At 54.7% G+C, this 25,887-nt stretch carries 23 protein-coding genes and 1 pseudogene; 19 read left to right on the top strand and 5 right to left on the bottom strand.

Annotated elements, in window-relative coordinates:
- Positions 1 to 13 precede the first annotated feature (13 nt).
- A complete protein-coding gene (locus ACRZ94_RS05270; RefSeq protein WP_480649988.1) occupies positions 14 to 223 on the bottom strand; it encodes a hypothetical protein in 210 nt (69 codons plus the stop codon).
- Positions 224 to 453: 230 nt separating this feature from the next.
- Here ACRZ94_RS05270 and dcm point away from each other — a divergent pair, with 230 nt between their 5' ends.
- The 3 genes from dcm to ACRZ94_RS05255 are packed head-to-tail and all read left to right on the top strand — an operon-like array spanning position 454 to position 3,403.
- Entirely contained in the window at positions 454 to 1,686 is a 1,233-nt protein-coding gene (gene dcm, locus ACRZ94_RS05265; RefSeq protein ID WP_480649989.1) for a DNA (cytosine-5-)-methyltransferase, read from the top strand.
- Positions 1,631 to 2,134 (top strand): very short patch repair endonuclease, encoded by a 504-nt coding sequence (locus ACRZ94_RS05260; protein WP_480796829.1) that lies wholly within the window; start codon positions 1,631 to 1,633, stop codon positions 2,132 to 2,134. The genes dcm and ACRZ94_RS05260 overlap by 56 nt, the downstream gene beginning before the upstream one ends.
- A gap of 18 nt (positions 2,135 to 2,152) precedes the next feature.
- Entirely contained in the window at positions 2,153 to 3,403 is a 1,251-nt protein-coding gene (locus ACRZ94_RS05255) for a type II restriction endonuclease (RefSeq protein ID WP_480649991.1), read from the top strand.
- A 265-nt stretch (positions 3,404 to 3,668) separates the two neighbouring features.
- Here ACRZ94_RS05255 and ACRZ94_RS05250 read toward each other — a convergent pair whose 3' ends face one another.
- The 4 genes from ACRZ94_RS05250 to ACRZ94_RS05235 are packed head-to-tail and all read right to left on the bottom strand — an operon-like array spanning position 3,669 to position 8,244.
- Positions 3,669 to 4,853 carry a glycoside hydrolase family 88 protein gene (locus ACRZ94_RS05250; RefSeq protein ID WP_480649992.1) on the bottom strand — a complete coding sequence of 395 codons (1,185 nt, stop codon included), beginning with the start codon at positions 4,851 to 4,853 and terminating at the stop codon, positions 3,669 to 3,671.
- A 17-nt stretch (positions 4,854 to 4,870) separates the two neighbouring features.
- Positions 4,871 to 5,446, bottom strand: a complete 576-nt coding sequence (locus ACRZ94_RS05245) for a DUF1349 domain-containing protein (RefSeq protein ID WP_480649993.1) — start codon at positions 5,444 to 5,446, stop codon at positions 4,871 to 4,873.
- Entirely contained in the window at positions 5,443 to 6,459 is a 1,017-nt protein-coding gene (locus ACRZ94_RS05240) for a LacI family DNA-binding transcriptional regulator (RefSeq protein ID WP_480649994.1), read from the bottom strand. The genes ACRZ94_RS05245 and ACRZ94_RS05240 overlap by 4 nt, the downstream gene beginning before the upstream one ends.
- Before the next feature lie 12 nt (positions 6,460 to 6,471).
- Positions 6,472 to 8,244 (bottom strand): GMC family oxidoreductase, encoded by a 1,773-nt coding sequence (locus ACRZ94_RS05235; RefSeq protein ID WP_480649995.1) that lies wholly within the window; start codon positions 8,242 to 8,244, stop codon positions 6,472 to 6,474.
- Between the two features lie 129 nt (positions 8,245 to 8,373).
- Here ACRZ94_RS05235 and ACRZ94_RS05230 point away from each other — a divergent pair, with 129 nt between their 5' ends.
- From ACRZ94_RS05230 to ACRZ94_RS05155, 16 genes and pseudogenes are all read left to right on the top strand, one after another.
- Positions 8,374 to 9,387, top strand: coding sequence for a substrate-binding domain-containing protein (locus ACRZ94_RS05230; protein WP_480649996.1), 1,014 nt, complete (start codon positions 8,374 to 8,376; stop codon positions 9,385 to 9,387).
- A 70-nt stretch (positions 9,388 to 9,457) separates the two neighbouring features.
- Positions 9,458 to 10,243: an enoyl-CoA hydratase-related protein gene (locus ACRZ94_RS05225; RefSeq protein ID WP_480649997.1), complete on the top strand. Its 786-nt coding sequence runs from the start codon at positions 9,458 to 9,460 to the stop codon at positions 10,241 to 10,243.
- 31 nt (positions 10,244 to 10,274) lie between these two features.
- Positions 10,275 to 11,462 carry a CaiB/BaiF CoA transferase family protein gene (locus ACRZ94_RS05220; protein ID WP_480796828.1) on the top strand — a complete coding sequence of 396 codons (1,188 nt, stop codon included), beginning with the start codon at positions 10,275 to 10,277 and terminating at the stop codon, positions 11,460 to 11,462.
- Positions 11,463 to 11,526: 64 nt separating this feature from the next.
- Positions 11,527 to 11,958: pseudogene (locus tag ACRZ94_RS05215) on the top strand (ATP-binding cassette domain-containing protein); the annotation flags it as partial.
- Positions 11,953 to 12,972 (top strand): sugar ABC transporter ATP-binding protein, encoded by a 1,020-nt coding sequence (locus tag ACRZ94_RS05210; protein WP_480796922.1) that lies wholly within the window; start codon positions 11,953 to 11,955, stop codon positions 12,970 to 12,972. The pseudogene ACRZ94_RS05215 and the gene ACRZ94_RS05210, both read left to right, overlap by 6 nt.
- Positions 12,969 to 14,831 (top strand): ABC transporter permease subunit, encoded by a 1,863-nt coding sequence (locus ACRZ94_RS05205; RefSeq protein ID WP_480796827.1) that lies wholly within the window; start codon positions 12,969 to 12,971, stop codon positions 14,829 to 14,831. The genes ACRZ94_RS05210 and ACRZ94_RS05205 overlap by 4 nt, the downstream gene beginning before the upstream one ends.
- Before the next feature lie 3 nt (positions 14,832 to 14,834).
- Positions 14,835 to 15,806 (top strand): ABC transporter permease, encoded by a 972-nt coding sequence (locus tag ACRZ94_RS05200; RefSeq protein WP_480650000.1) that lies wholly within the window; start codon positions 14,835 to 14,837, stop codon positions 15,804 to 15,806.
- The gene (locus ACRZ94_RS05195; RefSeq protein WP_480796826.1) at positions 15,803 to 17,284 is read left to right on the top strand and encodes an aldehyde dehydrogenase family protein; all 1,482 of its coding nucleotides are present in this window, start codon (positions 15,803 to 15,805) and stop codon (positions 17,282 to 17,284) included. Before ACRZ94_RS05200 ends, ACRZ94_RS05195 begins: the two co-directional genes overlap by 4 nt.
- A 1-nt stretch (position 17,285) precedes the next feature.
- Positions 17,286 to 18,440 carry a fumarylacetoacetate hydrolase family protein gene (locus ACRZ94_RS05190; RefSeq protein WP_480796825.1) on the top strand — a complete coding sequence of 385 codons (1,155 nt, stop codon included), beginning with the start codon at positions 17,286 to 17,288 and terminating at the stop codon, positions 18,438 to 18,440.
- Positions 18,441 to 18,453: 13 nt separating this feature from the next.
- Positions 18,454 to 19,959 carry an aldehyde dehydrogenase (NADP(+)) gene (locus ACRZ94_RS05185; RefSeq protein WP_480796824.1) on the top strand — a complete coding sequence of 502 codons (1,506 nt, stop codon included), beginning with the start codon at positions 18,454 to 18,456 and terminating at the stop codon, positions 19,957 to 19,959.
- 8 nt (positions 19,960 to 19,967) lie between these two features.
- The gene (locus tag ACRZ94_RS05180; protein ID WP_480796823.1) at positions 19,968 to 20,846 is read left to right on the top strand and encodes an SMP-30/gluconolactonase/LRE family protein; all 879 of its coding nucleotides are present in this window, start codon (positions 19,968 to 19,970) and stop codon (positions 20,844 to 20,846) included.
- A 148-nt stretch (positions 20,847 to 20,994) separates the two neighbouring features.
- Positions 20,995 to 21,918: a dihydrodipicolinate synthase family protein gene (locus ACRZ94_RS05175; protein ID WP_480650005.1), complete on the top strand. Its 924-nt coding sequence runs from the start codon at positions 20,995 to 20,997 to the stop codon at positions 21,916 to 21,918.
- Positions 21,919 to 22,237: 319 nt separating this feature from the next.
- On the top strand, positions 22,238 to 22,492 hold the full coding sequence (locus tag ACRZ94_RS05170; protein WP_480628390.1) for a DUF3489 domain-containing protein: 255 nt from the start codon (positions 22,238 to 22,240) through the stop codon (positions 22,490 to 22,492).
- Positions 22,489 to 22,914, top strand: coding sequence for a DUF2924 domain-containing protein (locus tag ACRZ94_RS05165; RefSeq protein ID WP_480650006.1), 426 nt, complete (start codon positions 22,489 to 22,491; stop codon positions 22,912 to 22,914). The genes ACRZ94_RS05170 and ACRZ94_RS05165 overlap by 4 nt, the downstream gene beginning before the upstream one ends.
- A complete protein-coding gene (locus ACRZ94_RS05160; protein WP_480650007.1) occupies positions 22,914 to 24,542 on the top strand; it encodes a recombinase family protein in 1,629 nt (542 codons plus the stop codon). The genes ACRZ94_RS05165 and ACRZ94_RS05160 overlap by 1 nt, the downstream gene beginning before the upstream one ends.
- Before the next feature lie 546 nt (positions 24,543 to 25,088).
- Positions 25,089 to 25,400, top strand: a complete 312-nt coding sequence (locus ACRZ94_RS05155) for a hypothetical protein (RefSeq protein WP_480650008.1) — start codon at positions 25,089 to 25,091, stop codon at positions 25,398 to 25,400.
- The last annotated feature ends 487 nt before the right edge of the window (positions 25,401 to 25,887 follow it).

Here is a 25,887-nt window from a genome sequence, read left to right as displayed (position 1 = left end):
TGTCGACCGGGTATCAGCGATTCTGGCCAGCCAGTCGCGCTATGGCCCGTATGCGGGCGTCAGCGTGGTTCAGCAAGGTCTGAATGGACCGTATCAGCTCGTCGGCCTCTTCCGCACCTATCTGCGGGTGCTGGCCCTTCAGGGCCAGCGAGGCCGCATCCTCCAGATTGCCGGTCAGCCTGGCAAAAACAAAACTGAGCTGTTCCCGGGTTACGTCGTCCATGACTGCAGTACGGCTTGCCGGGCCATGGAAGTCGAGCGATATCTGCACTACCTTCGGATGTACCGCAAAATCGCGGCGAGCATCCTGATGAGCCTCAGGTCCCGACCTGCGTTAACTTCAGATTCATCCCGATGTTTCCAGAATGTTCTTGCTTCGCGGGACCCTGGTCGCCATAGTGACAAAAAAATTCCCCGCGGGTATCTGAAGCGCGGGAGCAGAGGGCGAGCAGAATGACCGAATTTGAATTGTTGTTGCAGAAAACCGGGCATTCGGTTTCTGAGGCCGCGGAAATACTGGGTTATTCTGAAAGTCACATCTACCGCTGGAAACGCGGAGAGGAAACCCCGCGTGAGGGGGTGATGAACCTCCTGCGAATGGAGGCCGAGGCGCGCCAGCCAGACACGTCCGGCACGGCTTTTTCGTTCATTGACCTGTTTGCCGGTATCGGCGGCCTGCGAAAGGCGATGGAGAGCGTGGGCGGGCGCTGCGTGTTTACGTCTGAATGGGACAAATACGCTCAGCAAACCTACGATGCAAACTTCGCAGATAATCGCCCCATCGCGGGCGACATCACGAAAATCGGAGCCGAAGAAATCCCGGAACACGATGTTCTGGTTGCGGGCTTTCCCTGTCAGCCATTTTCGATTGCAGGGGTGTCAAAAAAGAACGCGCTGGGCCGCGCCCATGGCTTCGACGATGAAACTCAGGGCACGCTGTTTTTCGATGTGCTGCGGATCCTGAAGCATCACCGTCCGGCGGCATTCATGCTGGAAAACGTGAAAAACCTGCGCAGCCACGACAAGGGCCGGACCTTTGAGGTCATCATGAGGAAACTCCGGTACGAGCTGGGCTACTTTGTGCCCGACCCCCGGGTGATTGATGCAGCCCACTTTGTGCCCCAGCACCGGGAGCGGATCGTTATTATAGGATTCCGCGAGGAGGTATCGTTCAGCTTTGATGATGTTGCTCTGCCGTCACGCGGGGCGCGTCGAATGCGGGACATTCTGCATCCGGAGAACGGTCTGGAGAATCCTGAAGGGCATTTCACGCTCGGCAATGATGCCACCGTCAGTGACAAATACACGCTGACTGACAAGCTCTGGAAATACCTGCAGGACTATGCTGCCAAACACAAAGCTAAGGGCAACGGGTTTGGCTTTGGTCTTGTAAACGGCGACAGCATCGCCAGAACTCTGTCCGCCAGATACTACAAGGACGGATCCGAAATTTTGGTGAGCCGTGGCGAGGGGAACAATCCCCGCAGGTTGACGCCGCGCGAGTGCGCCCGCCTGATGGGCTATCCTGAGGACTTCCGGATCCCGGTCTCGGATACACAGGCCTACAAGCAGTTTGGGAACTCGGTGGCCGTGCCGGTATTTGCCGAGGTGGCGCGGATTATGGAGCCGCATGTCCGCGCAATCCTGGAAGGGCAGGGGACGGTACCTGTTCGCGAAGCTGGCTGACGTCCACGACCGGCAAACCCGCAGCCGCAACATGGCGGCAATCCGGGGTGCGGATACCAAACCGGAACTGATCATTCGGCGCGGGCTTCATGCCCGGGGATACCGCTATCGCCTGCACGACCGCAAACTGCCCGGGTGGCCGGATCTGGTGCTGCCAAAATATCAGGCCGTGATCTTTGTAAACGGGTGTTTCTGGCATGGTCATCAATGCCCGCTGTTCAAATGGCCAAAAACGCGCGAAGAGTTCTGGAGGGGCAAGATCGGCGGGAATGTGCAGCGGGATCAGAAGAACTTTGCTGCCCTTCGGGCAGCGGACTGGCGCGTAGCAATCGTGTGGGAATGCGCCCTGAAAGGAAAAGGCAGGCTAAACATTGCGGATGTGATTGACACGCTCTCGCAATGGTTGTCCTGTGGCGACGCGGAGCTTGATATTGAGGGGCTCCGGTAGCCATTCAGGGAGCAGTATTTGTCCGGGCACGGTTTTCTGTCGAAGTATTTTGTTGGTGCCGGTGCAAAAGTCCTGCGCGGCACGGAAGTTGATCCCAAAGTCTCCCATGGCCATGAGTTCCAGGGCGTTGATGTGTTCCGGGCATTTGTCGGGACCCCGGAAGACCGGGAAAAGATCCCGGTCACCTATATCTGGATCGACGACAGTGGAGATGATCCCATCAGGCTGAACCTGGCCGGCTCCTGGTACAACAGCCGAAAGCGGCAACCACACCGAACAGCGGAGTACAGGCTGTACTATCCGGCGGCTTCGGAGCCGGTTGTCTATCGCGCGTCTGCCGGAGACACTCTGTTTCTCTGCATGACCGCTCAGCGCCACGTACTGGCCGTTCTCTGCCCTGCTGGCAGTTCAATTGAACAACAGCTCCTGTGGCTGTTTGGACTGGCTCTCACCGGAGACTATGAGCTCAGCCAGCGGGACATTGGCAACGAAGGGGGCAGGGACGTTGATTTTGCCGCCCGGATCATTCTGGATGCGTTGGGCATTGAGCAAGAGGACGTCGAACCGCCTGCCTTCGAGCGGCTCGTTCGCAAGTTTGGTCTGGCGTTCCCGTCGACTGCGAAATTCTCGAAATTCGCGCGTGACAGTCTGTCCGGTGTTGATCCCGTCGGATCTCCGGACGAGGCCCTGTTGGCCTGGATGGAGCATGAAGAAGCGCTGTTCCGTTTCATGGAACGCGAGATCGTCGCGGATCGGTTAAAGACAGGGTTCTTCGATGAAAGCGGTGCTGATGTGGAGGGCTTTCTGAAGTTCTCGCTAGGGGTGCAGAACCGCCGCAAGTCACGAGCCGGATATGCGTTTGGCCATCATACCGAAGCCATTCTTCAGGCCCATAGCCTGCGCTACAAACGTGAAGCCACGACTGAAAAACGCAATGCCGCTGACTTCCTGTTTCCGGGCGAGGAAGAGTACGCAAATAACAGCTATCCGGAAAGTGGTCTCACGATGCTCGGTGTGAAAACAACCTGCAAAGACCGTTGGCGCCAGGTTCTGGCTGAAGCCAAACGGATTTCTGAAAAACACCTGCTGACACTTGAGCCCGCGATTTCCCGCGCGCAGACAACAGAAATGCAGGCTCAGAACCTGCGCCTTGTTTTGCCGCAAGGGTTGCACGGGACATATCACGCGGACCAGCAACCCTGGTTGTTGAGTGTCACCGGCTTTCTCGATCTGGTTCAGAAGCGCGGATCCGGAGATGTATTGCTATGACGGATTCACCGGTAGTGCTCTATGCCGGGCGCACGAGGGATAAGCGGGGACTCGCATCTCCCTTTTAGACCTCTCGCCTACATGCCTTCCGGCCCAGAGCTGACCTTGCGTATAAAGGCTGAATGCTGCGTATGCAGCCCGCATTGCCGGCTTTCGCTGCGGGCGCATGATCTCAGTTTTCTTTAGCCCTAAGGCTGCAGACAATGCGAGTATTTTCTGAGGTCAAGCAAAAGTGCGCCAACCAAATTGATACTCCGTTCAAGCGCTACGACAACTTCCCATACTTCTCGATGAATTTGCCAGGGAACGCGATCCGGTTCAGGGCTTCAGCAAAGAAATAGTCCCCAAACATCACTGCAGCGTCTGGGCCGATCTTGTGCGGCTCCGAATAGCAGCCATGCTTGAGAATGCCGCGATGAGCATCTTCCGTCGCCAAATAACCCTCACAAAGTCCCTTGATCAGGAATTCTGCCTTGCCACGCCAATAAGCGGCAACGCCTTCGTCAGGGTGCATATCGGCAAGGTCCAGCAGACCCGCAGCCATGATCGCACTTGCGGCGGAATCTTCAGGCACATCAGCACCAGTCGCGTCATAGTCGTAGGGCGGTACGGCTTTGTCTCCGAGGGCTTCGAACCATTTTTCAGAAATCGCGATTGCCTGGTTGAGGTAGTCAACATTCCCAGAGTTGGCAGCAGTGACTGCAAGCCCCATAACAGCCCAACCCGTTCCGCGAGACCAATAGCTGTCATCATGGGCGCCTTGGAACGTATAGCCGCGGAGGCGTTCGCCGGTCGTTGTGTCGTATTCAACGGCGTGGAACTGGGTGTTGTCGTCACGGTTGAAAGACAGCATCGTCATTTTGGCGTGTTCTTCCGCGGCAAGACGGAAACTTGCGTCGTCGGCCTCTTTGCCAGCCCAGTAGAGCAAAGGAATATTCGCCATTGTATCGATGGCTGAGGCAGCACGACCACGAGGGTCGGTCATCGGACCCCAGGATGACACGTAAGAGCCGCGTTCGGTGACGACCAGTCGCGATCTCAGCTTGTCGGCCGCGCGCAATGCAGTCGCACGATGACGTTCATCACCGGTAATCCGGTAAAACGGCATGGCGGAGCTGAGGAAAATGAAGCCGATATCGTGCGTGTTTCCATCGCTGGCGCGCTCTTCGACCAAAACCATGCGATCGGCAGCAAGTTTGAGATACTTGTCATCGCCTGTGTGCAGGTAACTTGTTAGCAGCAGGCCAACCCAAAACCCGCAGAACCAGTTGCCGTGGCTCCAGTTTTCTCCGGTATATCCTGCAGAAATGCTCACGGACATTGTGTCCCATGACCCGTCGGGATGCGTCACATAGGGAAACGCAGCACCAATCGTGGTTTCGTCTTCAAGTGTCTTCTTCGCGATCAGGTCGAGCGCTTTAGTGATGTGAGGAGCCACAGTGTCTGACATTTTGCTGTCTTTCTTGTTTATCCGTGTAGCGGATTTTCGATTGGAGATGAGAGTGAGAAGTTGATGAAACGAGCTTTGAAACCAGCTCGTTCCGGTGAGCAGGCCATCGGGCCAATCATGGCTTTGTCTGACATTGGGAAATCGGCCACTCGCATCAGTTGCCACGTACTGTCCGGCGTCAGAAAATGAGCAATAACTGCGTTGTTTTCCACCGTAAGCCGAACCGTTTGCGGGCCCGATATCAAGGGCTGGCCTACCACGGACCAGTCGGAATTGCCGCGTGTTACAACTATCGAGAAATTGGTCATGCCGTCGGAGTGCTCGATGCCGCACTTGATCCAGTTTTCATGATCCACCCGCAGCATGACACCGGCTTGATCGTACAGCGTTTCGTAATCACCTTCGAAGGTCAGTGTGGCCGTGAAAGACCTGGGTGCTGAAAGCTGCCAAAAATGCCCACTGTCACGCACAAACCCGTAATGCGTGTGCCGCCAAAAATCGGTTTTTGCGCCGGTCGTGACGCGCAAAGTACCGTCTTCAAGCGCCCAATCGGCAGGTGGATTGAGCCAGCTGCCCTTAAACAGGTCAGTCATAGTGCAGTTCCGCAGCTTTCACGTACGACCAACCTGGGCGGGTACGTGATGTCCAGGGGATTGCCATCGCTTCGATCAAGCGACCAGTTTTGCAGGGCTTGCCCCACCATCTCGCCGAGTTTCGCGGCTGGGGTCGCGACGGATGTCAGTGGCACGGGCTGTAAAGCTGCTTCGGGAATGTCGTCATAACCGATAACAGCCAGATCTTTTCCGACCGTGAGCCCCGCGGCACTGATTGCGTCCATCATGCCAATTGCGACAAGGTCGTTATAGGCGATCAGAGCAGTTGGTGTGTCATCCCCTTCCAGTAGCGCTTCAACCGCAATGCGACCGAAATCTCGCGTCGAGCCCCCGTTGCGAATGTAGTTTTGCTGAAGATCCAGCCCATGGCTCATCAACGAAGAGGCAAAACCAGCATAGCGTTCAGAATACGCAAAGTTCTTTTGATAGCCCCCGATGAAGCCTATTTTCTCATGACCGAGAGCGACGAGATGCTCTGTGGCAAGTTGCATACCCACCATTGGGTTGGCGCCCACGTAGTCAAAAGGCGTTTTTCCAATGCGGCGGACTGCCATGAAAAGCGGGCGGCGGCGGTTCTCAAAATCGGCAAGATCCACATGAGTGGTGCCAGTCGCAGGCACAAGTACCACGCCCGCGATATCAGAGTTCCATAGATCGCTTAGGAGTTTGCTTTGACGCTCCACAGAGTCATGAGATGACAGAATAGATGTGTATGCGCCTGCATCGACAAGAACCTGGTCCAGACCTTCGTATAGCTCGTGAAAGTAAGGATTGGAGATATCATCGACAACCAGAGCGAACTGTCGGCCCTTGGAGTTTCTTATGACGGGGGTTTTGCGAGCATAACCTGAAGCCTCAATCGTTTCGATGACGGCTTGGCGGGTTTCGTCCTTCAGGTTGCCCTTTCCCTGAACGACGAGGGATACGGTGGCGGGTGAAACCCCCGCCATTTCCGCGACATCCCTGAGTGTTACTTTTTTCGATCCCGCCATCCTGACGCCCCACTATGCTGGTTCGGCGGCAGGGAAGAATGTTCTTTTTGGAACCTCTTGATGCAGGGGCGGTTCGCCCAAAATCATGGCTGCCGCCTTCTCGCCGATCATAATCGCAGGTGCGTTGGTATTTCCACTGTTGAGGTAGGGCATGATTGAGTTGTCACATACGCGAAGGCCCTCAAGACCATGTACCTTCAGTTCTGGGTCGACCACGGCCATGTCGTCTGTGCCCATTTTGCACGTGCCAACTGGGTGATAATCTACCGACGCAAATTCGCGCGCGTATTCCAGTATTTGTTCCGGCGTTGTCGCATCTTTGCTTGGATAGCGCTCGCGCTTGATATGTTGAGCAATCGCCGGTTGCGCCAGAATCTCGCGCACATGTCGTACAGCCTGCACCGACATGTCGCGGTCGAATTCGGTGTCATGGTAATTGGGGTCGATAACAGGCATATCATCCGGGTTCGCCGAACGCAGGGTAACTTCGCCCCGACTTGTTGGCCGCATGTGACACGTATTGATCGTCAACCCGTGGCCGGGGACAAATGTCCTTGCGCCGTTGACCACATACGCGGGGAGGATATGCGTCTGAAGGTCGGCACGACCTGTGCCATGCACGTCGATAAAACAGCCGCCCTCGGCCACAGGAGACGTCGGCGCTCCGGTTTTGTAGAGCGCGTATTGGATGCCATGTTTGATATTTTGGGGGAATTTATGCTGCCCATCGTACGAAATCGGTTTCTGCAGATCACAAACCACGTAAGTATTCAGGTGGTCCTGATAGTTCTTGCCTACACCATCCATGTGATGCTGCATGTCGATGCCGTGGGTCTTAAGTTCGTCGGTCGGGCCGATGCCTGACAACAGGAGTAGCTTTGCAGTGTTGATTGTGCCCGATGTGATAAGCACCTCACGATCACACCGAGCCGTCTCGACCTTGCCATCCTTGATGTACTCAACGCCAACAGCACGGCGGTTCTCCACGATGATCCGTTTGCTCTGAGCGTGCGTGATAACCGTCAGATTCGACCGCTTCATTGCCGGATGCAGATAACAAACTGCGGCTGACGCACGACGACCTTCGTGCTGTGTCACCTGGTACAAACCCGTGCCAAGCTGATCATCCCCATTAAAGTCCGGGTTCAGCTTATGGCCCGCTTGCTGCGCCGCTCGAATATAGTCTTTGCAGATGATGTGTGGAGATCTTTGATTGGAAACCCGGAGCGGCCCGTCTGTTCCGTGATATTCATCAGCTATTGTATCGTTATTCTCTGCGCGGCGGAAATAAGGCAGCACGTTTTCGTAGGACCAACCTGCATTTCCAGCTTCGGCCCAACTGTCGTAGTCTTCTTTCTGTCCCCGGATGTAGATCATACCGTTAATTGAGCTGGAGCCCCCGAGGGTCTTCCCGAGCGGGAACCATAGTTCTCGGTTGTTGAGGTGTTTCTGCGGAGCGGTCGAGTAGCAGTAGTTGACGCTTGGCTTTTGCAACATGGCAAACCCGCCCGGCATGTGGATCATCGGGTCTTTATCCGGACCTCCCGCCTCGAGGACGAGCACTTTGTTGTCGGGGTCCGCAGACAGTCGGTTCGCCAGGACACAGCCTGCTGATCCAGCACCAACAATTATGTAGTCATACATCTCGAACACGCCTCCCATCGTGAAGAGTTTCCCAGATGTATAGAAACACTTCATCCCGCGCGCAAGAAATTTAGTAAACAAAAGAAATTTAATTATGAAATATCCGCAGAAAACCTCAACAATCTTGGAGATATTTTCCAAATTTTAAGGATTCTTTATCCAATATTGTTTAGTAAAAAATTTAGTATTTAGTTGACTGGTGAAATCGAATTGGTAGGGTCATCGCGTCAGGTCGATTCGTGATCGCTTGTTTGCTTTGGGAGGAGCATCGTGCGTCAATCGGGACAAGCAGGCGAGCTGACAGGGCGCAAAATCAAATTCCTAAGGGAGGAAATCATGATTAACAGACGGAAACTTCTGTCTTTCTTTTCGACCGCAGCGCTGGGTCTCGGTCTGGCTGCGGGCTCTGCCGCGGCAGAGGGTTGGACGATCGGCTTCAGCCAAGACACGATGGATCACCCCTGGCGGGCTTACATGGTGACGTCCGCTGAGGCGCAGGCGAAGAAGTACCCTGAGATCAAGGAATTCATCTTCACTGATGCGGGTGGATCGAACGAAAAACAAATCGCCGATGTTGAAGACCTGATCTCGCGCGGCGTTGACCTTATCATGATGAGCCCGCGTGAAGCACAGGCTCTGGTCCCCGCTGTTGAGGCGATCAAGGAAGCTGGCATTCCGCTGGTTGTGCTCGACCGGGAAATCGTGGGTGAGGACTACGACGTTTTCATCGGCGGCAACAATCTCCAGATTGGCGATGAGCTGGGCAAGTACACCAAAGCAAACGCACCAGCGAACTTCAAATATCTGGAACTGGAGGGCATTCCCGGCGCAACCCCGACGATTCAGCGCCATGAGGGTTTCACAGCTCAAATTGAAGGCGGCGCAGAGCGGCTTGATGCGCAGCCTGCCAACTATGATCTGGCACCGGCCATTCCAATCATGGAAGACTGGCTGACCAAGTATAAGGGCGAATTCCAGGTGATTTACGCCCACAACGACCCGATGATTCTGGGTGCGATCAACGTGCTCAAAGAAGCGGGTTACCAACCGGGCGAGGTTTTCCTGGTCGGCGTTGACGGTCAGCGCGAGGCGTTCGAAGCGATCAAAGACGGCTGGCTGCAAGCTACCGCAATCTATGCGACTGGTGGTTCTCTCGGTCTGGACATGGCCGTGCGGGTCTTGAAAGGCGAGTCCGTCCCAAAACGGATCATTACGGAAACACCTGTCATCACTGCCGAAAACGTTGATGACTTCTACGACCCTGACTCCCAATACGTTCGCTAAGAGCGTATAAATTCAGGTCCCCTCCTAAATGGTGGGGGCCTGCTTTCCCACCAATCTCTGGAAGAAGTCTATGTCCGACGCCGTCGATAAAACGGTGGTGAAAACCGCTTTGTCTGACAACATCGTCAGCTTGCGGCTAAACCGACCCTCAAAGCGCAATGCCATAAACAACGAGATGCTGCAGCTGCTTGCAGACGAGATCCGAGCGGCTGAAGCGAACGGTCATATTCGCTGCATTATCCTGTCGGGCGGGCCAGAGTTCTTCTCGGCCGGCGCAGACATAAAGGAAATGCAGGCAGACGGGATCGTTGCGATCCAAAATCGGTCACGGATGGAAAATTGGTCGGTTCTGGAAACGACACGAATTCCGATGGTCGCAGCCGTAACCGGTATGTGTCTGGGCGGAGGTCACGAGTTGGCGATGCTCTGCGATGTGGTTGTAGCTTCAGAGAAAGCGACGATCGGACAACCCGAGATTAAACTGGGGCATATTCCTGGTGACGGAGCGACACAGCGTTTGCGCAGGCTTGTGGGTAAATATGCCGCCATGCAGATGATCCTAACTGGGGAAGCTGTGGACGCAAATACCGCTCTTTCCTTGGGTTTGGTGTCCGAGGTTGTCACACATGATCAATGCGAAAGCCGGGCACGAGAAATTGCTGAGTTGATCGCGCGCCATTCTGGAATGGCCCTTGGTTTGGCGAAAGATGCGGTCAAGGCGGCAGATGAATTGCCTTTGTCCTTGGGACTGGAACGGGAACGTCGCAACATTGCATTGGCTTTCACAACGAAAGATCAAAAAGAGGGTTTGGATGCCTTCTTCGAGAAACGCGCACCTGATTTCAAAGATCAATAAGTAACAGCGCACAGAAACAGGAACCTAAATCATGCAGCTCGATGGTATTCGAATTGTCAGCTTCAACCACTTTCTCATGGGACCTCTGGGCATCCAATTCCTCGCAGATTTGGGGGCCGAGGTCATAGCGATTGAGCCAATCAAGGGTGCATTTCAACGACACTGGGGCGGTAGTGATGCCAAGAAAGCGGGCGGTGAAACAACCCTCGAACTGGTTGCAAATCGAAACAAGAAGAGCGTGTGTCTTGATCTGAAAGACCCCGAAGCGCTTGAGATCGCGAAGAAGCTTGCGGCAAGTGCAGATGTTGTAGCCGAGAATTTCCGTCCGGGTGTCATGGACAAACTTGGTTTGGGCTATGATGCGCTAAAAGCAGTGAATCCCAATGTGATCTTCGCCTCCGCCAGTGGGTTTGGACCCGATGGTCCCTATGTCAACCGACCCGGCCAGGACATGATCGCGCAATCCCTTTCAGGGTTAGCCTGGATCACTGGCAAGGAAGGTGAGGTGCCGCGGCTTGTGGGTACCTCTGCTATTGATCATCACGGCGCGATGATCTTTGCCGCAGGCATCCTTGGTGCTTTGGTCAAAAAGGCTCGTACGGGTGAAGGTGGCCGAGTGGACGTTAATCTGTTCTCTGCCGCGCTCAACCTTCAGGCTGAATCGCTGGTTTGCTATTTCAACGGGGACAAACCCGAAGGATCGCAGCAGCCCAGCCATGTCGGCAGCTGGTATCATGAGGCTCCCTACGGAATCTACGAGACGGCGGACCGCTATATCGGACTGTCCCTTGGCAACTTACCTCTCATGCTTGAAGCAATCGGGGCGACAGGTGAGTTTAAAGCCGAGCAAAACGAAGCCTATGCACGGCGCGATGAAATCTCAAAATTCTTCGCTGGTAAACTCAAAGCAAAAACCTTTGCGGAGTGGGCCGAGATTTTCGAGGCACGCGATATCTGGTTCACTCAGGTGAACGACTACGATGATCTCGCCGATGATCCTCAGCAACTCCATAACGGAGACCTGATGAAGGTCGAAGCTTGGACCGGTGAAGAGATCACATTGGTGGCCAACCCCGTGCGCTATGATGGAGAAACCGCGCCGGTGACCTTGGCGCCGCAAAAACTGGGGGCTCAAACCAGCGAAATCTTAACCGATCTGGGGTTGAGCCAAGAAGAACAAAAGGCGCTTTCCGAAAAAGGCGCTATAGGGTTGGGGTGAACAATTTATGCTTCTGGAAGCAAGAAGCGTCAGCAAGTTTTATCCGGGGGTGAAAGCACTCAAGGATGTGGACTTTAGCATTGACGCCGGAGAAGTTGTGGCAGTCGTTGGGGAAAACGGCGCAGGCAAATCAACGTTAATGAAGATTCTGGCAGGGGCGATTGAGCCAAACGAGGGTGAGTTGCGCCTCGATGGCAAACCCGTGCAATTCGATGGACCACTCGACGCCCAGAAACGCGGTATCTGCACGATCTATCAAGAGCTGATGATCGTGCCGGAGCTGTCCGTCGTCGAAAATGTATTTCTCGGACACCTCAAGAAGAAAGGCGGCATTCTGGATTGGACCGCAATGCGCAGCGAGGCCCGAGAGATTCTGACACGGCTTGGCTTGACGGCTTCGCTGGATGCAAAGGCTGGTGACCTGAGCGTTGCGGAACAACAACTTATCGAGATTGCCAAATCCATGAGCCGTAAGTCTCGGCTGCTGATCATGGATGAGCCGACGGCATCACTTTCAAAAGAAGAAGTCGCAAGCCTGTTTGACCTCGTGCGGTCGCTCAAGGCCGAAGGTATCGCAGTCATTCTGATCACGCACCACCTTCACGAGATTTTCGAAATCTGCGACCGGCTCATTGTGTTGCGGGACGGTGACTACGTCGGCGCGTCGGACATAGACAAGATAAATGAGGCTGGGCTTGTTGAGATGATGTTGGGCCATGCGGTCGAAACCTACGACGACAGTCACCGCGACATGGTTAAAATGGACGAGGTGGTTCTGCAGGCGCGAGGCTTGACCCGTGCACCGGATATCAACTCGGTTGATCTGACATTGCATCGCGGCGAAGTGCTTGGGATTGCCGGCCTTATGGGGGCCGGCCGTACCGAACTGGTGCGTGCTATTTTTGGTGCGGACAACCTGGACAGCGGCACAATTGAGATCAACGGCACTGTCTCTTACGTCTCCAATCCGCGAAAAGCGCTTGATTATGGCCTTGGACTGGCGCCGGAGGATCGCAAGACACAAGGGCTGGTTCTGTCTATGCCGATCGGACAGAACGCAACGCTGCCGTCTCTTTCGGATCACGTCGGACCATTGGGTTTGAACCTGCGCAAGGAAAACGCGACCGCAAAGGACCTTTGCGAGAAACTGTTCGTCAAATATGCCAGCCTTTCACAACCCGTAGGCAATCTAAGTGGCGGCAATCAGCAAAAGGTGGTTTTGGCCAAACTGCTGGGTGCAGGAACCGACATTTATCTGTTGGACGAACCGACCCGCGGCATCGACATCGGCGCGAAAGAGGCAATCTTCGATCTAATCTGGGATCTTACGGCACAAGGCAATTCCGTGATCATCATATCTTCGGTCATAGAAGAACTGATCCGGGTCTGCGACCGCATCGTGTGTCTGCATCTGGGCCATGTCACCAACACCTATGAACGCGGGGACTATGATCTCAACCGGATCATGCTGAACGCGATGGGCAAATCCGAAGCGGGAGTAGCCCAATGATGGACGTTGTCAAAACCTTTGTATCCCGAGGGAACTTTGTCATTCTCGTCGCTTTGGTGGTGGCGGCCGGGCTTGTGTCTGAACACTTCTGGACACTTGAAAACATCATGAACGTGATCCGGGCTGCCTCGCTGATCGGGATTATCGCGATCGGGATGAATGTGGTCATCATTGGCGGCGGCATCGACTTGTCGGTGGGTTCAGTGGTGGCGCTTACCGGTGCGGTTGCGGCCAGTTTCTGGGTCGCAGATGCGCCTTTCATCTTGTTTATCCTTGTGCCGCTGCTTGTTGCTTTGGCCGTCGGATTCGCCAACGGCGCGCTGGTGAGCTGGGTTGGGCTGCAGCCCTTTGTGGCGACACTTGTTTTGATGACTGTCGCGCGCGGGGCCGGCCTGGTCTATACTGGAGGTCAGCCGATCTATGCTAACTATCCTGACGTCTTCATGATCCTGTCGCGCGGTGTTGTCTTCGGCATCCCTGTGCCGTCTGTCATCTTTTTGGCCGTCACGATCCTGACTTGGTACATCATGCGATGGCGCGTGTTTGGTCGCGAGGTCTACGCAATTGGTGCAAATGAAACGGCAGCACGCCTTTCTGGGGTCAATGTCAGCCGCGTGAAGTTCAAGACATACCTGTATTGTGCCTTACTTGCTGGGCTTTCCGGGTTGGTTTTGACCAGCCGGATGGAATCCGGCGAGCCGGGACAAGCAGGTATCTTTTGGGAATTGGACGCCATTGCAGCCGTAGTCATTGGAGGTACGTCCATCCGCGGTGGCAGCGGGTCCGTTTGGGGTGCTTTTGTTGGCGCGCTGATCATCGGGATCGTTGCCAACCTGTTCAACCTGCTTGGTGTTGGCCCCGCCTGGCAACAAGTGGCAAAAGGCGCGATCATCATTCTGGCCGTGATGCTCCAAGCAATCAGCGACCGTGGGGCATCAAGCCTGAAATGGCGGGATTTTATCCCCGCATTGGGTGGGTTCAACACATGGCTTAAGCCCCTTGCTGCACTGGTGGCGTTGCTCGTGGTCCTCAACGGGACACTCTATGCGACGGTCTCACCTCTGTTTCAAATCGACTTGGCAAAGGCGCCGTATACCCGTGCCAACAATCTGGAACTGACACGCGTCTATCACCGTGCGATCCCGCTCTATGAGGAAGTGATCGAACGGTTTCCCGACAGCGAATATGCGCTCTTGTCGCGTGTTGGTATTGCGAATTCTGCACGCGGTGGGGGTGACCTCGAATTGGCCGAAACATCTTATGCGACCCTTTTAGAAGAGGTGACATCTGGTGCGATCCCCGAGGATATGAAGTTTGACATTCTCAGAAACTATGTCGCCCTGTTGCAAGAAACCGGGGATGGCGAAAAGTTTGAGGAAGTTTTCGCACTTCTCGAGGCTGGATTTCCAGATACCGACGCGACGCGTGAAGGTCGGGTGTATTTGGAACAACTGCAAGCCGCAGCCGAAGCAGCCGAAAGCGGTGGTATCCCAGAAAATGCACCGGTTGTTGTGACAGCGGAAGGTGTGATCCTGCCGGAAACGGTCAAGTTGGGCGAGCGTTTCGACATCGAAATACTGGTTGAGCCAAATGGCGATCAGGCTGCTGACTTTTCGATCATGACGGCGCTCAACTTCTGGAAAGGGTTTCAACTCGTAAAGGCTTCGCCCAACCCGCGCTCAAACACCGAGTTCTGGGGCCGGCGCGCTTGGACATATGGGCAGATCTTCGAGCCGATGACCATAACGGCGACTTTGGAAGCCATCAAAGCCGGAGAGTACCAGTTGGATCTCGACATCGAACGCAGCTTCGACGTGCTGGAATTCGGTATCGTGAAAAACATCACGGTGGAGGAATAAGAAATGACTAAGTTCTTCAAAACATACCCTTTCGTCGTGGTGCTGGTTCTAATGGCCGCAGTGTTCGGCGTCCTTTCACCAACTTTCCTCGACCCGGGCAATCTGACAAATATTCTGAAGCAGGCGTCGCTTTTGGGATTTGTCGCGCTTGGAATGTGCTTTGTGCTTATCGGAGGAGGGCTTGACCTCTCGGTCGGTTCGGTTGTTGCGCTGTCATCGGTTCTGATTGCAGGGCTTTCCGCAACGCTACCGCCAATCGTGGGCATCCACGTCGCCCTTCTCGCGGGAGTTCTTGTGGGTGTCTTGAACGGCTATTTCGTAACAGCTTTCAACTTTCAACCGATCATCGTGACCATTTCCACAATGGCTATTGTTCGCGGTATCGCCATGGCCTACTCGGACAGTCGTCCGATATTCGGAACACTGCCTGATGAGCTGTTCCTGCTCGCTGATGGCGTCGTCCTGGGGCTGCCAGTTCCCGCCGTGCTGTTCTTCGTCGCATGTGCGATTTCCATCTTCTTCCTCCGCTACACCGATCTTGGTCGGCAGATATATCAGGTCGGTGGTAACGAAGAGGCCGCACGCCTTGCGGGCATCAATGTCGCGCGAGTGAAGATCATTACCTACGCGATCAGTGGTTTTCTGTCCGCGTTCGCAGGCCTCATGCTGGTCGCGCGTATGCAATCGGGCGAAGCCGTACGAACAGGTATCGGTTGGGAGTTAGATGCAATTGCTGCCGCTGCGATCGGTGGTGTTTCTCTAATGGGAGGCATCGGAACAGTCGTTGGCACGCTTTGCGGAGCACTCATAATCGGCATGATGGCGAACGCATTCAACCTTCTTGGCGTCAATCCTTATTGGCAGCGGATCGTGATTGGTATCGTCTTGGCGGTCGCCGTCGCCAGCTATTCCAGCGGTAAATTGAAGGACCTGATCAAACGCTTTCGCCCCAACTCAACAAAGGTGAACTCATGACACAGACACTTCCGGTTAGCATTCGAGAAAATAGTTTCTTCATAAACGGTGCTTGGCAAGAGGGTAGCGATAGAGAGCGTTTGGAACGGGTCAGCCCGGGGCATGGCGTGGTCGTGAGTTCAGTTGCGCTGTGCACGCAAGCCGATGTGGATACTGCTGTCGCAGCCGCGCGTGAAGCGTTCGAGGCAGTTTGGTGTGAAACCCCCGGCGCAGAACGCGGCCGTATTCTAATCAAAGCTGCACAGGGCATCCGCGACCGTCTGGATGAGATGGCGTATTGGGAGACGTTGGAAACCGGAAAACCGATCAGCCAGGCCAAGGCCGAGATTGAAGCAGCCGCAGATCACTATGAAGCGGCGGCTGGTATGGCTCGCATGGTGACAGGAGAGACCCACAACGCCTATGGCGAGGGGATGATTGGGCTTGTCACCAAGCAGCCAATCGGCGTCGTTGGGCTGATCACACCCTGGAATTTCCCGTTTATCGTGCTCGCAGAACGTCTGCCCTTTATTCTCGCTGCTGGTTGCACGGTTGTTCTGAAGCCTTCCGAAATGACCTCGACCACCAGCTTGATCTTCGCCGACATCCTGACCGAGGCAGGTTTGCCCGACGGAGTTTACAACGTGGTGACAGGTACCGGCCCCGTCGTTGGCGAAGCCCTGTCGAACCATCTGGACATCGATATGATCTCGTTCACTGGGTCTACTGCCGTGGGTGAACGCGTGCTTGCGGCATCCAAATCAAATCTCAAAAAAGTAGGGTTGGAACTGGGCGGGAAGAACCCACAGGTCGTTTTTGCGGACGCAAACCTGGATGACGCGGTCGATGGTGTTGCCTTTGGGCTTTGCTTCAACGCTGGCCAATGCTGCGTGTCCGGGTCCCGACTGATTGTTGAAGCATCTGTTGCCGAGGATTTTAAGACAAAGCTGATCGAAAAACTGTCTCGGGTGAAAATCGGTGATCCGCTTGATCCGGATACGCAAATGGGTGCGATAGTCACACCGCAGCACTTCAACAAAATCCTCGGGTATATCGAAAAAGGGCAATCAGAAGGCGCAACACTCGATACCGGCGGCGACACCACGTCGCCATCGGGTGGCGAATTCATAGTGCCCACCGTTTTTTCCGGCGTCACGCGGGATATGGCAATTGCACGGGACGAGATTTTTGGACCGGTTGTGTCGGTGATGACCTTCGAAACCGTGGAAGAAGCCATATCGATTGCGCTCGACACGGACTACGGCTTGGCAGCCTCCGTCTGGAGCAAAAACATCGACAAAGCGCTTGGCGTGATCCGCAAGATGCGCGCGGGTCGGTGCTGGGTGAACACAACTATCGTAGGTGGGCCTGAACAGCCCATGGGTGGGTTCAAGCGATCTGGAACGGGCCGGGAATGCGGCGTGATGGGTGTCGAGGAATATATGGAAACCAAGTCGATCCATGTCGCTTTGGGTGATCGCGAGCACTGGATCGGTTGACATGGTTAGTTCGAATTTGAAGGGGATTTCCGGTTCATTCGTAGGTCGTGTTTGGGTGCCGAATGTCGGGCCAGTGTTGGTCGCCTTGCGCGATGGAGATCTGTTCGACATCACCTCGCGAGAGGTGCCTACCATGCGTGATCTACTGGAGATGGATGCCCCAGCGGCTTATCTTGAAGCCGCAGATGGTAAACATCTTTCATCGCTGAACCAGCTTGAAGCCGACAGCATTGCGGCTGAATGTGACTCGCTTCAAATGCACTTGTTGGCGCCTAACGACTTGCAAGCGGTCAAAGCTGCCGGCGTCACTTTCGCGAGGTCAATGGTCGAACGGGTTATTGAAGAACGTGCCGCTGGCGATCCGCAGGCTGCGGAGGCCATTCGCTCTCGCATCGGCGATCTGATCGGTGCCAGCCTATCAAACATCAGACCGGGTTCAGATGAAGCGGAAAAGGTCAAACAGGCCCTAATCAAAGAAGGTCTTTGGTCGCAATATCTGGAAGTTGGCATAGGACCCGATGCAGAGGTCTTTTCCAAGGCCCAGATACTTTCCGCCGTGGGTTGGGGCGCGCCGGTCGGGCTTCATCCAAAATCAGTTTGGAACAACCCAGAACCCGAAATCGTATTGGCTGTGAACAGCAAAGGAATTATCCAAGGGGCCACCATTGGCAACGATGTGAACTTGCGAGATTTCGAAGGCCGCTCTGCTTTGCTTCTGTCCAAAGCTAAGGACAACAACGCATCCGCTTCCATTGGCCCATTCATCCGTCTTTTTGATGACGGTTATTCGCTGGATGATGTCCGTTCCGCCGAGTTGACGATGACTGTCACGGGTCAGGACGGGTTTGTGCTGAACGGACAGTCACGGATGTCTGAAATCAGCCGTGACCCGGCAGATATCGTGGCCCAAACCATCAATGAAAACCACCAATACCCCGATGGCTTCATGCTGTATCTCGGGACGCTTTTTGCTCCCACCGATGACCGGGACGTCCCGGGTGAAGGTTTCACACATAAGATGGGCGACCGGGTTGAGATTTCTGCGACCGGTCTTGGCACGCTGATGAACGATGTTCGCAAAAGCGGTCAGTGTATGCCTTGGACCTTTGGCCCCTCCGCCCTCATGCGCAATCTGGCCGCGCGCCACCTGATTTGAGGAACTTACCTAAATGCTGACTGGCAAACACTATATTGCAGGAAACTGGGTTGAAACCGATGGGCGTTTCTCATCGCAACCCGTGACTGGTGAACCCAATGAGTTTTCGGTAGGCACCCCTGCCTTGGTCGAACAAGCGGCTCGGGCTGCGGAAGACGCATTTGAAATCTACGGTGCAACTTCGCGCGAAGACCGCGCAGTTTTCCTTGAAAAGATTGCTGACGAAATCGACTCACGTGGTGACTCCATCACTGAAGTAGGCAGCGCAGAGACTGGTCTGCCAGAAATGCGGCTACAAGGCGAACGTGGACGTACCGTGGGTCAGTTGCGCCTCTTTGCCAGCCACATTCGGGCCGGGGATTATCTCGATCGCCGTCATGATGAAGCGTTGCCAGATCGTGCGCCATTGCCACGTCCGGAACTGCGTATGGTGCAGCGTCCTATCGGGCCTGTAGCGGTGTTCGGAGCCTCGAACTTTCCGCTTGCCTTCTCGGTCGCTGGGGGCGACACCGCCAGTGCCTTGGCGGCGGGCTGTCCGGTCATAGTAAAAGGGCATTCGGCGCATCCCGGAACATCCGAAATTGTCGCCCAAGCCATCGCCGCAGCCATAGAGACCTGCGATATGCCCAAAGGCGTTTTCTCCCTGATCCAGGGAGGCCGGCGCGATGTCGGTGAGGCTCTGGTCCAGCACCCGCTGATCAATGCCGTAGGCTTCACCGGCTCTCTCGGTGGGGGACGTGCGCTGTTTGATCTATGTACGGCCCGCGTTACGCCGATCCCGTTCTTTGGTGAGCTTGGCTCCATCAACCCGGTGTTTGTGCTTCCAGAAGCTGCCAAAGCACGTGCGGCCGATATAGGTGCGGCATGGGCCGGATCACTGACTATGGGTGCTGGCCAGTTTTGCACCAATCCCGGCGTTGTTTTTATCCAAGACAGCGCGGCGGATGCGTTCATTACTGCCGCTGCTAAGGCACTTGCTGCCACTGACGAACAGGCCATGCTGACGGATGGTATTGCTGAAGCCTATCGACAGGGGACAGCACAGGTCCAACGGATTGAAAGCCTGCGTGAAGTGGTCGGCACCCATTGCGACGGGCGCGCGGCATTACCCTATCTGTTCGAAACCACATTGGACACATGGGCGACAGAACCGCACTTGGCCGAAGAAGTCTTCGGTCCACTTGGCATTGTAGTGCGCCTACCATCGCCTGAGGACTTTGCACCTACTGCACGGACATTCGTCGGACAGCTCACCGCAACATTGCAGATGGATGCAGGCGACACCGACTTGGCAGCATCGCTGGTTCCAATCCTTGAGCGCAAAGCGGGACGCATCCTCGCCAACGGCTTCCCGACCGGTGTCGAAGTCAGTGACACGATGGTTCACGGCGGTCCGTACCCGGCATCGACCAACTTCGGCGCAACCTCGGTCGGGACCCTCTCAATCCGCCGGTGGCTTCGCCCTGTCTGCTACCAGGCGATGCCAGACAGCATCTTGCCAATAGACGCCATAGGATAGGAAAACTCATGCAGATCGACGTTCTTCTTGATCTTAAGACCACTCTCGGTGAAGGCCCACACTGGGACGTCGATCTGCAGCGGTTGTTCTTTGTCGATTTGGCGGACGGTCGGATATTCTCCTGCACGGCAGATGGAACCGAGATCAGAGCCTGGGACGTGCCCGGCAAGGTCGGTGCGCTGTCGCTCCGCAAAGATGGGTCAGGTGCCGTTATTCTGCTGGATAACACGTTCAGCTTACTGGATTTCGAAACCGGTGATGTGGAAACAATTGCATCGATTGAAGAAGATAAACCAAACAACCGATTGAACGATGGCAAGACTGACAGGCTTGGTCGCTTCTTAGCGGGGTCAATGGAAATGGGCGAGGAAGAAGCGTCTGGAGCGCTGTATCGCCTTGATCCTGATTTCAACATCCAGATACTGGACGAGGGTTTCGTCGTCTCAAATGGCCCTTGTTTCTCGCCTGATGACAAGACGTTCTATTTCCAGGATTCCTGGGCGGGCGAAATATGGGCCTATGACTATAATCTTGCCCAAGGAACAATATCGAACCGACGGGTTTTTGCAACGCTCGACACTTCGGATGGTGGAGGAGCCGATGGCTCGACGGTGGATGCCGAAGGCTTTCTCTGGAACGCCAAGGTTTATGCCGGAAAACTCGTGCGATATACGCCTGATGGCGACATCGATCGTGTGATCGACATGCCCGTGAAGAAAGTCACAAGCGTGAACTTTGGCGGGCCAAACATGGACGTACTTTACGTTACATCAATGGCAAAACCACCTTTGCCCCGTTTTCCCGGAGACGGTGTTTTGCGTGGTTCGCTCTTCGCCGTTCGGGGCCTTGGGATCCAAGGTGTTCCAGAGCCCAGGTTCGGGGCTTGACCGGCATGAACAAGCGACAAAAACCAAGGGGTCTCTTTGCTGTTTGGCGACGGTTCCGTGTCCAGCTTCGCCTTATTGATCGCCGAATGAGACGTAACTCAGAGGCCGGCATCAAACCTGTAGAAATCGAATACTGGCGGAGTTTAATGTGAGTGATATATCGCTGACGGGCGTAATCCCGGCCACTTTGCTGTGCTTCAACGAAGACCTGTCAATTGATGAGGCAAGCAGCCGAAAACACCTGGCAGATGTTGCCAAAGTTGAGGGTGTTTCAGCGATCACCGTAAATGGCCACGCCTCAGAAGTTGGAAGCTGCACGTTCGATGAACAGGCCCGCATTCTCGACTTCTCGCTGGACGAGGTGGGTGACTGTGTCCCGATCATCTCGGGCGTATACGCAGATGGTTCTCTCGAAGCGGCCAGACTGGCGAAAGCTTGGGACAAAGCAGGTGCGTCGGCTTTGCTCGTCTTCCCGTCGAACGTTCTTGGCATGGGAGGGTATCAGAGGCCAGAGATGGCAATTGAGCATTTCAAGTACATTGCTGATGCTACGGATTTGCCGCTCATCGCGTTTGTTTACCCTGTGCAGTCCAACCTGCATTTCACCTTCGAAGGGTTGGAGCGGCTTTTTGACGAAGTTCCGACTGTCAAAGCAATAAAGGACTGGTGCAACGATCCGAAACGGCATGAACGCCACATTCGCGAATTTCAGTCGCGTGCAAACCCTGTGAACGTGCTTACGACCCATTCGTCTTGGCTGATGAGTTCTCTTTCTTTGGGTGCCGCAGGTCTTTTGTCTGGGGCAGGTAGCGTTGTCGCACCGCTTCAAGTTGCGCTGTTTGAAGCAATCCAGAATGGCGATCTTACGGGCGCACGCCAGGTCAACGACAGACTTTACCCCTTTCAACAATACTTCTATTCGGACCCGTTTCTGGATATGCACAACCGAATGAAGCACCTGCTTTACCTCAAGGGCAAGGTTCCAAACTCTTTTGTTCGTCCGCCACTTGTTTCGCTGAAGGAGCAGGAGATCAGTCAGGTGAAGGCTCTGGCCAATCTCAAGCCCGATTAACCAGAGCTGGACTAACTTTCAGTGGCGTCAATGTCCGCATTGTGGTTAGAACAACTGTTCAAAACTTGCTGCAACATTCCGAACTTGAGTTATTTCCCTAAGTGAGCCACTCAATGTCTGTTGATGACCGCTTTGACCAAATCAATTTCACGCATTTGCCAATGCAGCGAATGACCGCTTCTCGCCATGTTACCTTAAACAACTGGACTTTGGGCTGTTTGGAAGCGGTACTGACGACGGTCAAGATTCGCCCGGGTCGCCCGGGCTCCACTCAGTACAGGGCGCAGGATCAGTCTGTGTCTGCAAAGTGGAGATAACGATGACAATTGCATCCGGAACAAAAACCAAAACGTCACCTGTCAGATTGGCCCGAAGTGGCCCCACGCGTCAGCAACAGTTACAGAAACTGCTGTCCCGTAAGGCAGGTGCCACAATTGCGCAGATTCAAAAGGCCTTTGGCTGGCAACCGCATTCCGCACGCGCGGCGATTTCGATGATGCGCAAGGCGGGGCATATTGTTGAGCGATCTGGATCTGACAAAGGTACGGTCTATCGGATTGTGAAGGAGGCGTGAGCATTGTGGATGCAAGCCCCACTATTAGCGACCTTACGCAAGTACTCGCTGACATCGAAAATCTGGACCGTTCTGGCTGCCTTGATCAGTGGCGGGAAGTGTTCGGTCGGCCGCCCCCAAAATACCTGTCCCCGCAGTTTATGAAACGGGTACTGATCTGGGCGCAGCAGAACCGGGAACTGGGTGGGTTGTCTGTGAAGACAGAACGCCGGCTGCATCAAATCGCGCTGGGAAAAATACCGCCACCTGCTCTGAAACCGGGATCACATCTGATGCGGGAATGGAACGGACGAACCTATCAGGTTGAAGTGGTCGATGGTGGTTTCGTCATGGACGGCAAAACGTGGCGTTCCCTGCCAGCCATTGCAAAACACATTACCGGAGCGCACTGGTCAGGCCCGCGCTTCTTCGGGGTTCAGTGATGCGACGTATCCGCTGCGCCATCTACACTCGGAAAAGCTCGGAGGAGGGGCTGGAGCAGGACTTCAATTCGCTGGATGCCCAGCGGGAAGCTTGCGAAGCTTATGTTGCCAGCCAGAAACATGAAGGCTGGGAGTTGCTGCCGGATTACTATGATGACGGTGGTATCTCGGGCGGCCATCTTGACCGCCCGGCGTTGCAGCGATTGATGCAGGCTGTTGACGAGAAACACGTGGATCAGATTGTTGTCTATAAGATCGACCGGCTGACGCGCTCGCTTGCTGACTTCGCAAAGCTGGTCGAACGCCTTGATACGGCAGACGCGTCTTTCGTGTCCGTTACCCAGTCCTTCAATACGTCTACCAGTATGGGGCGCCTGACACTCAACGTGTTGCTCAGCTTCGCTCAGTTCGAACGGGAAGTCACGGCTGAACGTATCCGGGACAAAATCGCAGCCTCTAAACGCAAGGGCCTGTGGATGGGCGGGAATGCTCCGCTCGGGTATCAGGCTGACGGCCGGACGCTCAAAATCGACGAAGAGGACTCGGCAACAATAAGAGTGCTCTACGAACTCTATCTGGAGCATCAAACCATTCTTGATGTCAAAGAGCGGGCGGAGGCACTGGGGCTCCGGTCCCGGCGCCGGGAACGCCCGGGCGGACGCGTGACAGGCGGTAAGTTTTTTGACCGCGGACACATCCATCATTTGCTCAGCAATCCGATCTATGCCGGCCGTATCCGACATAAAGGACAGGTCTTTGAGGGGCAGCACCCTGCCATTATCGACCCGGAAGTCTGGAGCCACGTGCAACAGCTACTTACAGATGGTGCGGCCAGGGAGCGTGGAGTAAAGCAGAAGGCAAAGCAGTCCCTGCTGGCCGGAAAACTCTTTGACGAGACCGGAGATCGGCTGACACCCAGTCATAGTCGCAAAAATGGGAAGCGTTTGCGGTACTACATCTCCGGGCGACTGGTGACTGATCGCAGTCAGAAGCATCCTGATGCATGGCGGTTGCCTGCAGAGCAGCTTGAAAACGTACTGGCCGAAGTGGTCAGACAACATCTGAGCCGACCGAATGCAGTGATATCAATGGCGCTGGATATGTCGGCGGTCGAAATTGCTTCAGCAGCAGAGCATCTCAGAGATTGCCAGTCCGTCAGGAAATGCCTCGACCTGATTTTGCGGGCAGATCTGCGACAGGGGTCCCTGACCGTGCAACTGGATCCCCGGGCACTCGCCCGAACGATGGAGTGCAGGGCGGATCAGGTTGATGCCGAAGAACTAACTATCAAAGCGCCATTCCGTATGCGCCGCAGAGGTGTGGAGCTGAAACTGCACCTGGGCGATGCACCGCCTGAGATCGATCAAACACTTGTCCGCAATGTCATCAAAGCGCGCCGGTGGTTGGCGATGATCATTGATGGCAGAACGTTTCCAGAAATCGCGGAAGAAGAGGGCACGTCCAAACGCCGGGTGCAGGATGTCGTCGATCTGGCAATGCTGGCGCCTGATGTTCTGGAGGCCATCGCTGCAGGCGAACAGCCTGACGGTCTGACCACGGATTACCTGATCAAGTCCGGCTTCCCGGCTATCTGGTCAGACCAGCGCAAGCAGTTCGCTGCGCTCTGATCTACAGACTCTCCCAAAGTCACCAAACTCGTACCGCCGAAATCGCGAACTGAGACTGCGGCCCGAAATCGACCATTGTTGCGCGTAAACTCGGGTCTCAGCTGGAATAGCCGGATGATAACCTGCTGAAAATACGCGCCAATAGGCCGCCAAATATTCAGTGCGTGATTTTAGGGAAAATCATGGCTGTGCACGCAGTCTCGAGCTGTCCAGTCTCGAGCAGAATTCCCTGTTATCAGGGAATTTACAGGGAAAGCTTGTGAATTCCGCCATTTTCGACGCGGTGGATTCGCAAGTTGCTCGTCAAATCATTGGCTTGCGTGAGTTTTTCCTAGATCACTTAACAGGGAAACTTTGATCAAAAATCAGGGATTCTTTAAACGCCAACAGGGAAGAAAATAGTGGGAGTGGGCCAAATTAATTGTGGTCCTAGCCGGAAACCTACATTCACGCGAAATGCAGCGAATGGCCGTAGCGAGCCCATCGCGATTATTGCTATTTCATGCTGCGTGCGCATTTGCGAACAGCCAAACGCCAGCGTTTCGGTTGATCTGGTTCATCATTGCAATCGTCATTTTGATCTATACGCGGTTCGCGGTGGCAAACCCCTTGCCGCACTTCTTTGCGCCAATTGCTACTTTGACCTCGCAAAGTCAGGTTTGTCTGGACTTCGCCAGCTACCTGATCTTATCAGGCATTTGGATGGCCTGGCGGGGAAGGCTCACAGCGGGCAATATAGCACTTGGCATTCTGGCACCGCCATTCGTCATCTTCTTCTTTACTTTCCAACTCACAAACTTGATCGGAGAGACAAGCGGCGTTGCGCAGAAGTTCGTCCTAGGAACTCATGCGAATTGAACACCGAGAAACTGGCTTGAGTTTGCACGATACAGGCGAACAAGAGCTGTCGTTCTAGTCAAAAAGAACAACAGGTTGGATTGCCCCGATTCGAGAAAACTCATCCGAAAGTCATACATTCGATGTCAGTTTTGAGCGATGGAAAGCTAGTATCCTCGCCAATCGCAAAGCTGGCTAAGCAACTTAGGAATTCATGTTTGCGTCCAAAACAACATCAAATCCGGCTCAAGACTCCGTATCGCAGAAGTCATATGCTTCTTCGTGAAGCTTGTTGTTGTCTTTCACATGAACCCAGAAGTGAGAAGCACTGCTTTGTTTTGTGAGCGGGCTGCCGCCGCCATTTGACTTGAATCTAATCTTACACTTGTCGGTAGAGCAAGAGAAGGACTCGGTTGTTCCGGTATGAACTTTGCCGGAGTCTGTCTCTACATCGTTTTTGTTGCCCCCGTAGTCATAGACTTTGACTTTGAGGACGTGGTGTGAGTTC

The sequence above is a fragment of the Ruegeria sp. CH10 genome, assembly GCF_056537125.1.
The sequence above is the reverse complement of the archived record's forward strand: the minus strand, read 5'-3'. Positions and strand labels throughout refer to the sequence as shown.

Excerpts from the sequence above, each read along its gene's own strand:
- ACRZ94_RS05225 (WP_480649997.1), top strand. The coding sequence starts at position 9,458 with ATGTCCGACGCCGTCGATAAAACGGTGGTGAAAACCGCTTTGTCTGAC.
- ACRZ94_RS05170 (WP_480628390.1), top strand. The coding sequence starts at position 22,238 with ATGACAATTGCATCCGGAACAAAAACCAAAACGTCACCTGTCAGATTG.
- ACRZ94_RS05195 (WP_480796826.1), top strand. The coding sequence starts at position 15,803 with ATGACACAGACACTTCCGGTTAGCATTCGAGAAAATAGTTTCTTCATA.
- ACRZ94_RS05220 (WP_480796828.1), top strand. The coding sequence starts at position 10,275 with ATGCAGCTCGATGGTATTCGAATTGTCAGCTTCAACCACTTTCTCATG.
- ACRZ94_RS05205 (WP_480796827.1), top strand. The coding sequence starts at position 12,969 with ATGATGGACGTTGTCAAAACCTTTGTATCCCGAGGGAACTTTGTCATT.
- ACRZ94_RS05245 (WP_480649993.1), bottom strand. The coding sequence starts at position 5,446 with ATGACTGACCTGTTTAAGGGCAGCTGGCTCAATCCACCTGCCGATTGG.
- dcm (WP_480649989.1), top strand. The coding sequence starts at position 454 with ATGACCGAATTTGAATTGTTGTTGCAGAAAACCGGGCATTCGGTTTCT.
- ACRZ94_RS05190 (WP_480796825.1), top strand. The coding sequence starts at position 17,286 with ATGGTTAGTTCGAATTTGAAGGGGATTTCCGGTTCATTCGTAGGTCGT.
- ACRZ94_RS05270 (WP_480649988.1), bottom strand. The coding sequence starts at position 223 with ATGGACGACGTAACCCGGGAACAGCTCAGTTTTGTTTTTGCCAGGCTG.
- ACRZ94_RS05185 (WP_480796824.1), top strand. The coding sequence starts at position 18,454 with ATGCTGACTGGCAAACACTATATTGCAGGAAACTGGGTTGAAACCGAT.
- ACRZ94_RS05180 (WP_480796823.1), top strand. The coding sequence starts at position 19,968 with ATGCAGATCGACGTTCTTCTTGATCTTAAGACCACTCTCGGTGAAGGC.
- ACRZ94_RS05210 (WP_480796922.1), top strand. The coding sequence starts at position 11,953 with ATGGATGAGCCGACGGCATCACTTTCAAAAGAAGAAGTCGCAAGCCTG.
- ACRZ94_RS05160 (WP_480650007.1), top strand. The coding sequence starts at position 22,914 with ATGCGACGTATCCGCTGCGCCATCTACACTCGGAAAAGCTCGGAGGAG.
- ACRZ94_RS05200 (WP_480650000.1), top strand. The coding sequence starts at position 14,835 with ATGACTAAGTTCTTCAAAACATACCCTTTCGTCGTGGTGCTGGTTCTA.
- ACRZ94_RS05260 (WP_480796829.1), top strand. The coding sequence starts at position 1,631 with ATGTCCGCGCAATCCTGGAAGGGCAGGGGACGGTACCTGTTCGCGAAG.
- ACRZ94_RS05250 (WP_480649992.1), bottom strand. The coding sequence starts at position 4,853 with ATGTCAGACACTGTGGCTCCTCACATCACTAAAGCGCTCGACCTGATC.
- ACRZ94_RS05240 (WP_480649994.1), bottom strand. The coding sequence starts at position 6,459 with ATGGCGGGATCGAAAAAAGTAACACTCAGGGATGTCGCGGAAATGGCG.